General features: G+C 63.7%; 7 protein-coding genes. 1 reads left to right on the top strand and 6 read right to left on the bottom strand.

Annotated elements, in window-relative coordinates; translation table 11 throughout:
• The 6 genes from AC1P6P_RS13115 to AC1P6P_RS13090 form a co-directional block, all read right to left on the bottom strand.
• Positions 1-719: beta-ketoacyl synthase N-terminal-like domain-containing protein (locus AC1P6P_RS13115; RefSeq protein WP_481402892.1), on the bottom strand; the 719-nt coding region annotated here is incomplete at its 3' end.
• Positions 720-760: 41 nt separating this feature from the next.
• Entirely contained in the window at positions 761-997 is a 237-nt protein-coding gene (locus AC1P6P_RS13110; RefSeq protein WP_481402891.1) for an acyl carrier protein, read from the bottom strand.
• Positions 998-1,153: 156 nt separating this feature from the next.
• A complete protein-coding gene (gene fabG / locus AC1P6P_RS13105) occupies positions 1,154-1,894 on the bottom strand; it encodes a 3-oxoacyl-[acyl-carrier-protein] reductase (RefSeq protein ID WP_481402890.1) in 741 nt (246 codons plus the stop codon).
• The gene (fabD, locus tag AC1P6P_RS13100) at positions 1,895-2,851 is read right to left on the bottom strand and encodes an ACP S-malonyltransferase (protein ID WP_481402889.1); all 957 of its coding nucleotides are present in this window, start codon (positions 2,849-2,851) and stop codon (positions 1,895-1,897) included. It abuts the gene before it with no gap.
• A 134-nt stretch (positions 2,852-2,985) separates the two neighbouring features.
• Positions 2,986-3,639 carry a TetR/AcrR family transcriptional regulator gene (locus AC1P6P_RS13095; protein WP_481402893.1) on the bottom strand — a complete coding sequence of 218 codons (654 nt, stop codon included), beginning with the start codon at positions 3,637-3,639 and terminating at the stop codon, positions 2,986-2,988.
• A 470-nt stretch (positions 3,640-4,109) separates the two neighbouring features.
• Positions 4,110-4,769 (bottom strand): TetR/AcrR family transcriptional regulator, encoded by a 660-nt coding sequence (locus AC1P6P_RS13090; protein ID WP_481402888.1) that lies wholly within the window; start codon positions 4,767-4,769, stop codon positions 4,110-4,112.
• A gap of 80 nt (positions 4,770-4,849) precedes the next feature.
• Here AC1P6P_RS13090 and AC1P6P_RS13085 point away from each other — a divergent pair, with 80 nt between their 5' ends.
• Complete coding sequence (locus tag AC1P6P_RS13085; protein ID WP_481402887.1) at positions 4,850-6,310, top strand: efflux transporter outer membrane subunit; 1,461 nt, start codon at positions 4,850-4,852, stop codon at positions 6,308-6,310.
• Positions 6,311-6,312: the final 2 nt, after the last annotated feature.

Genomic DNA, 6,312 nt, shown 5'->3' with positions numbered 1-6,312 from the left:
CCCATGACGAAGCCGTCGCGATCCTTGTCGTAAGGGCGCGAGGCCTTTTCGGGCGTGTCATTGTACTTGGTGGCGATCGCCCGGCAGGCGTTGAACCCGGCGATACCGATCCGGCAGATCGAGGCTTCCGCCCCGCCCGCCAGCATGACGTCGGCATCGTCGAGCGCAATCATGCGCGCGGCATCGCCGATGGCATGGGCCCCGGTCGCACAGGCCGTCACCACCGCCGAGTTCGGACCTTTGTAGCCGAACCGGATGGAGGCGTAGCCCGCAACGAGGTTGATCAGCCGTCCCGGAATGAAGAAGGGCGACACCCGGCGGGGTCCCTTCTCGGCCATGAGCAGCGTGGTCTCGGCAATGCCTTCAAGGCCGCCGATACCCGAGCCGATCATGATCCCGGAGCGCTGTTTGTCTTCCTCGCTCTGAGGCACCCAGCCGGAGTCGGTGACCGCCTGCTGTGCGGCGGCAAGGCCGAAGACGATGAACTCGTCGACCTTGCGCTGCTCTTTGGCATCCACCCAGGCGTCGGCGTTGAACGTGTGGTTCGTGCCGTCGCCCTTCGGGACCATACAGGCGATCTTGGTAGCAAGATCGTCGGTATTGAATTTCTCGATGCGCCGCGCGCCTGATTGCCCGGCAACGAGGCGCTCCCAGGTACCTTCCACGCCACTTGCCAGCGGCGTGACGAGCCCCAGCCCAGTCACTACGACTCTACGCATCTGAAAACCGGCGCAGGCGCTGCGCCTCCCGATCGATGGTGTCAGGCGTTGGCCTTGTCGATGTACTTGACGGCGTCACCAACGGTCACGATCGACTCGGCCGCGTCGTCGGGAATTTCGATCCCGAATTCCTCTTCGAACGCCATAACCAGTTCGACCGTGTCCAAGCTGTCGGCGCCGAGGTCTTCGATGAACGACGCTGTGTCGGTGACCTTCTCGGCATCCACGTTAAGATGCTCGATGACGATCTTCTTCACGCGTTCGGCAGTATCGCTCATTGCTTGTCTAAGCCTTTCCTTCATTTTTCACGCCGCGCTTGCGTTGGACATGGCCCGCGGCAAGGGCCCTCACTGACGAAATCCTAGTGGGGGTTGGCAGTTTCGTAACACAAAGACTCACCGACCGCCACAGGCACTAAGTGATTGAATTCGCAACTAAACCATAGCGAGACCGCCGTTGACGTGCACCGTCTGGCCGGTCACATAGGCCGCTTCCTCGCTCGCCAGATAGACGACGGCGGCGGCGATTTCCTTCGGCTCGCCCATGCGGGACGCGGGAATTTTCGCGGATATGGCCTGTTTCTGCGCATCGGCGAGCACATCGGTCATCGGCGTTCCGATGAATCCGGGGGCGACGCAATTGACGGTGACGCCACGGCTGGCGACCTCGTAGGCGATCGATTTCGACATGCCGACCAGGCCCGCCTTGGCCGCGGCATAATTGCACTGACCCGGGTTACCGGTCGAACCGATGACCGAGGTCACCGAAATGATGCGGCCCCAGCGCTTCTTCATCATGCCGCGCAGCACGGCACGGCTGAGTCGGAAGGCGGCCGTGAGATCGACGGCGATGACCGTCTCCCATTCCTCATCCTTCATCCGCATCGACAGGTTGTCTTTGGTGACGCCGGCATTGTTGACGAGGATGTCGATCGGTGCCCCAGCGGCAGCCTCGGCCGCTTTCGGCAGGGCTTCCACCGAGGCCGAATCGGCGAGATTGCAGATGGCGACGAACGCCCGCTCGCCCAATTCCGCCTTCAACGCCGCGAGTGCGTCGGCGCGGGTGCCGGACAGCACCACGGTGGCGCCCTGGGCATGCAGCGCCCTGGCGATGGCGCCGCCGATACCGCCGGACGCACCGGTGACGAGAGCGACCTTGCCGGTCAGATCGAACATTTACAGGGTCCTCGCGAAAGCTTCGATGTCGGCGGGGGCATCAAGGCTGACGTTGGCCAGATCCTTGTCGATGCGTTTGACCATGCCGGTGAGGACCTTGTTGCCGCCGAATTCGACGGTGGTCTCCACACCGAGGCCGCGGAACGACAACACGCTCTCGCGCCAGCGGACGCGGCCGGTGACCTGTTCCACCAGTTGGCGGCGGATGGTTTCGGGTTCGCTGGTCGGCAGCGCGGTGACATTGGCCACCACCGGCACGACCGGCGGGCGAATGGTCACGGCCGCCAGCGCCTCGGCCATCTTGTCGGCGGCGGGCTGCATCAGCGGGCAATGGAAGGGCGCAGAAACGGCGAGCGGCAGAGCGCGCTTGACGCCTTTGGCCTTGGCGAGTTCACCGGCGCGGGTGACGGTGGCCTTGAGGCCGGAGATCACGACCTGTCCGGGGGCATTGTCGTTGGCGACGACGCAGACCGGATTCGATTCGACGGCGTCGGCGACGGCTTCGGCAGCGACCTCTTCGGCCAGCGCCACGTCGGCCCCGATCAGCGCGAACATGGCGCCCTCGCCGACCGGCACGGCCGACTGCATCGCGGTGCCGCGGATCTTCAACAGGCGCGCCGTATCGGCGAGGCTGAAGGCGCCGGCAGCGCACAGGGCGGTATATTCGCCCAACGAATGGCCGGCGACGAGTTTGCCGTGGGTATGAAGCTCAAGCCCGGCCTCGCGCTGCATCACGCGCACGACGGCGATGGAAGCGGCCATGATTGCCGGCTGGGCGTTGGCCGTCAGGACGAGATCGGACTCGGGGCCTTCCCACATCAACCGGGAGAGATTCTGCGACAGGGCTTCGTCGACTTCCTGAAAAACGTCCCGGGCCGAGGCGAAGGCATCGGCCAGCACCTTGCCCATACCGACGGCCTGACTTCCCTGCCCGGGGAAAAGGAATGCGCGCGTCATCCGATAAAAGCCTTAAGTCGAGTTGCTGCCGCGATAATGCGACGGTCCTCGAAGCGGGGCGAGACAAATCAAGCGGCGTACCTTAAGTCAAGCACAGCTCTGTTGACGCCGCCTTCCGCGCGCCAAAGTCACAGTCAACCCCGGTTCGCATCCCGCGCCGTGCGACTTAACTCCTCGTTCCCGTAAGCTGCGAGAAAGACCGCAGTAATCCGGCGTGTTTCGGCATCCAGCGCCGGTCCGTCGAGGGCTTCGATCGAATTCCACAGGCGCTGCGTGTGCAGGTTGCCGGCGGTAAGGTCGAGAAAGGTGTCGGCCGCTTCGTGCGGATTGCAGGGGCGCAGCGTGCCGTCCTGAACCGCCTTGGCGAAAAAGCGGGCGATTCGCTCCAGGCCGCGGCGCACCGCGAGTTCGTAAGTCGTCTTGCCGATTTCCGGAAACCGGCCGGCCTCGGCGATGATCAGGCGGTAGCCCGATACGATGGTATCGCTGAGCAGGCCATCGAGGCAGCGGCGGACCAGCTCGGTGATCGCGGCGTGCGGCTCCTCAGCGGTCAGTTTCATATTGAAGATGCGATCGTAAAGACCGGTCGTTTCGCGATCGATGACCGCGACGAACAGATCTTTCTTCGACGGGAAATAGCTGTACAGCGTCGCCTTCGAGCCACCGACCAAGGCCGCGATGCGCGACATCGACGTGCCCGAATAGCCGTCCTGCAAAAAAGCCTCCCGCGCGATATCCAGGATCGCGGCGCGACGCTCGTCGGGTCTGGGCTTCCTGCCCTCCACCATAACCATGGCGCCTGTTTAACCTCCGTGGCTGCCCGAACGTAAGAGTTTTCGCTTGACTTTGGCGCCGCATAGTCTACTGTACTGTACAGTACAGTCAATGAGTGATCCATTCTTCGCCGGCGCAAGCCCGCGATGACTGCAAGGGCGGCGGCGCGTAACCCGCGTAGGCACGTTTCCCCAAAAAAACTGCCAAGCCGCCCTTGCAATCTCTTTCTTCCCAAAGCGGTTTTCCTCTCCCCTTGTGGGAGAGGAAGAAAAATCACGGCGTTAGCGTTGCGCCGTGGCGATGGCCGAGCACGCACGATTGGCGCAACGCTAACGGCGATGATTTTTCAGGTGAGGGGGATCGTGCCTCTGCCCCCTCACCCGCAAAATCTAGCGCTTAGCGGCGAGTCAATTCAGCGTCGGGATTCTTGCGCGCCGCTAAGTGCAAGATTTTGCGCCCTCTCCCACAAGGGTAGAGGTAACAATCAGTACCCTGAATATCTCCGCGCCTCGCGGCTGAGGCTGTCGTTGCCGAACGCGGCGAGGAAGGTGGCGGCGATGCGTTCGGCCTCCTGCGCCATGCGCGCGGCCTCGATCGTCGGTGCCACGTTCCATAGCCGGATCTTGTGCAGCGTGCCCGAGGCGAGATCGAGGAACTGCTCGGCCGCCATCTTGGGATTGACCTCGCGCATCTCGCCGGCCTCCATCGCGCGCTTGAAAAACGCCGCCAGATGCTGCGTTCCGCGCCTGAGCGCGATGTCGTGCATGGCGTGGCCGATCTCGGGGAAGCGCCCCGACTCGGCGACGATCAGGCGATAGGCGGCGATCATGTCGTCGGCCAGCATGGTGCCGAGCATCCGCCGCGCCAGTTCGAGCACGCGGTCGCGGAAATCGCCGGCAATCTCGGAGGCGACGAAAATCTGATCGAACAGCTTGGCGCATTCGCGATCGGCGACGGCGACGAACAGCTCTTTCTTGGATTCGAAATAATTGTATAGCGTCGTCTTCGACCCGCCGAGCAAGGCCGCGATGCGCGACATCGACGTGCCGGCATAGCCCTCGCGGATGAACGCCGCGTGGGCGATGTCCAGGATATGGCCGCGACGCGTATCGGGCGTCAGCTTCTTGGCGTCCAGATTTTCCATGGTCCTTTCTGACCCTACCTTGACTCTGCCGTCAACTTCGTGTTTGTACCGTACTGTATCGTACACATGGCGGGGAGCCAATGGCCTATTTGCGCCGAAACGCCCTGAACAGCAGTGCTGTTCTCGCCGGTCTGGTCGCGCTCTCGCTGTCCGGTTGCGCGCCTGACCTTGGTCCTACGCCTGAAATGGCCGCGCCTGCGGCATTCGAATCGGCCAAAAGTCTCGCGTCTCCAGCCGCCGAATGGCCGGTGGAAGCGTGGTGGACCGCCTATCAGGACCCGCAGCTCGACCGCCTCATCGCCGATACGCTGAAGGATTCGCCCGACCTCAAGATGGCCGCCGCCCGCGTGCATGCCGCTGAGGCAATGGCCGACATCAATGAATCGCTGCTGTGGCCGACCGTGGTCGGCGACGCAACCGCGATGGAAACCGAGATCACCCAGAACATCGGCATTCCCAACACCCCGCTCGGCCAGATGTTCGAGGCCAATCTGCCCAAGGGCGTGCACAATATGGCGGCACTGTCGCTGGGGATGCAGTACCAGCTCGACCTGTTCGGGAAGAACCACGCCAATTTCCGCGCCGCGCTCTCGGTCGCCGAGGCCGCCCGCGCCGACGAAGCCTCCGCGAAACTGCAGATCGCCGCCGGCATGGCGACCTATTACGCCATTCTGACCCAGCTCTTTGCCGATCAGGCGACCTGCGAAAACGCCGTCGACGTCCGCACGCAAAGCGCCGATCTGGTCGAAAAGCGCTTCAAATCCGGGCTCGAGAACGAAGCCTCGCTCAGCCAGGCCCGCGCCCAAGTGGAAGCGGCCAAGGTGCAGCTTGAGGCGGTGAAGGCGACGGTGGACCGCGTCCGCCACGCTATCGCCGCGCTGGCCGGCAAAGGCCCCGATTACGGGCTTGCCATCACGCCCGCCAACACCCATCCCTTGCGCTCGAACGGTTTGCCCACCGCGATCGCGGCCGATTTGATCGGACGGCGTCCGGATATCGTCGCCGCGCGCAAGAACGCCGAAGCCGCCGGCTACGGCATCGATGCGGCACACGCGAACTTCTATCCCAACATCGATCTCACCGGCATGTACGGCCTCGGCACGCTCGATGCGAAATACCTGCTGCGCAATTCGTCGGAGATGGCCGGGATCGGCCCGGCGCTGCGCTTGCCGATCTTCGACTACGGCCGCAACGACGCGATCTACCGCGCTTCCCGCGCCAAGTACGACGCCGCCGTGGCGCTCTACGACAAGACGCTGGCCGGGGCGCTGCGCGAAGTCGCCGACGCCTATGGCGACCGCAAGGCGCTGGAAAACCAGCTTGTCCATGCCAAGAAGGCGCTCAGCGACAGCGAGAACGCCTATCGCGTGATCAAGACCCGCTACGACGCCGGCCTCGCCCGCTACATCGATGTGCTGACGGTGGAAGACCGCCTGCTCGCGATCCGCATGGCGGTGGCCGATCTCGAAGCCCAGGCGTTCGCCCACGACATCGCCCTCATCCGCGCCCTCGGCGGCGGCTTTATCGAAAAGAAGAAGTGAGA

It is taken from the genome of Rhizomicrobium sp. (assembly GCF_056722145.1).
Note: the sequence above shows the minus strand (reverse complement) of the source record. Positions and strands in the feature narration are given on the sequence as shown.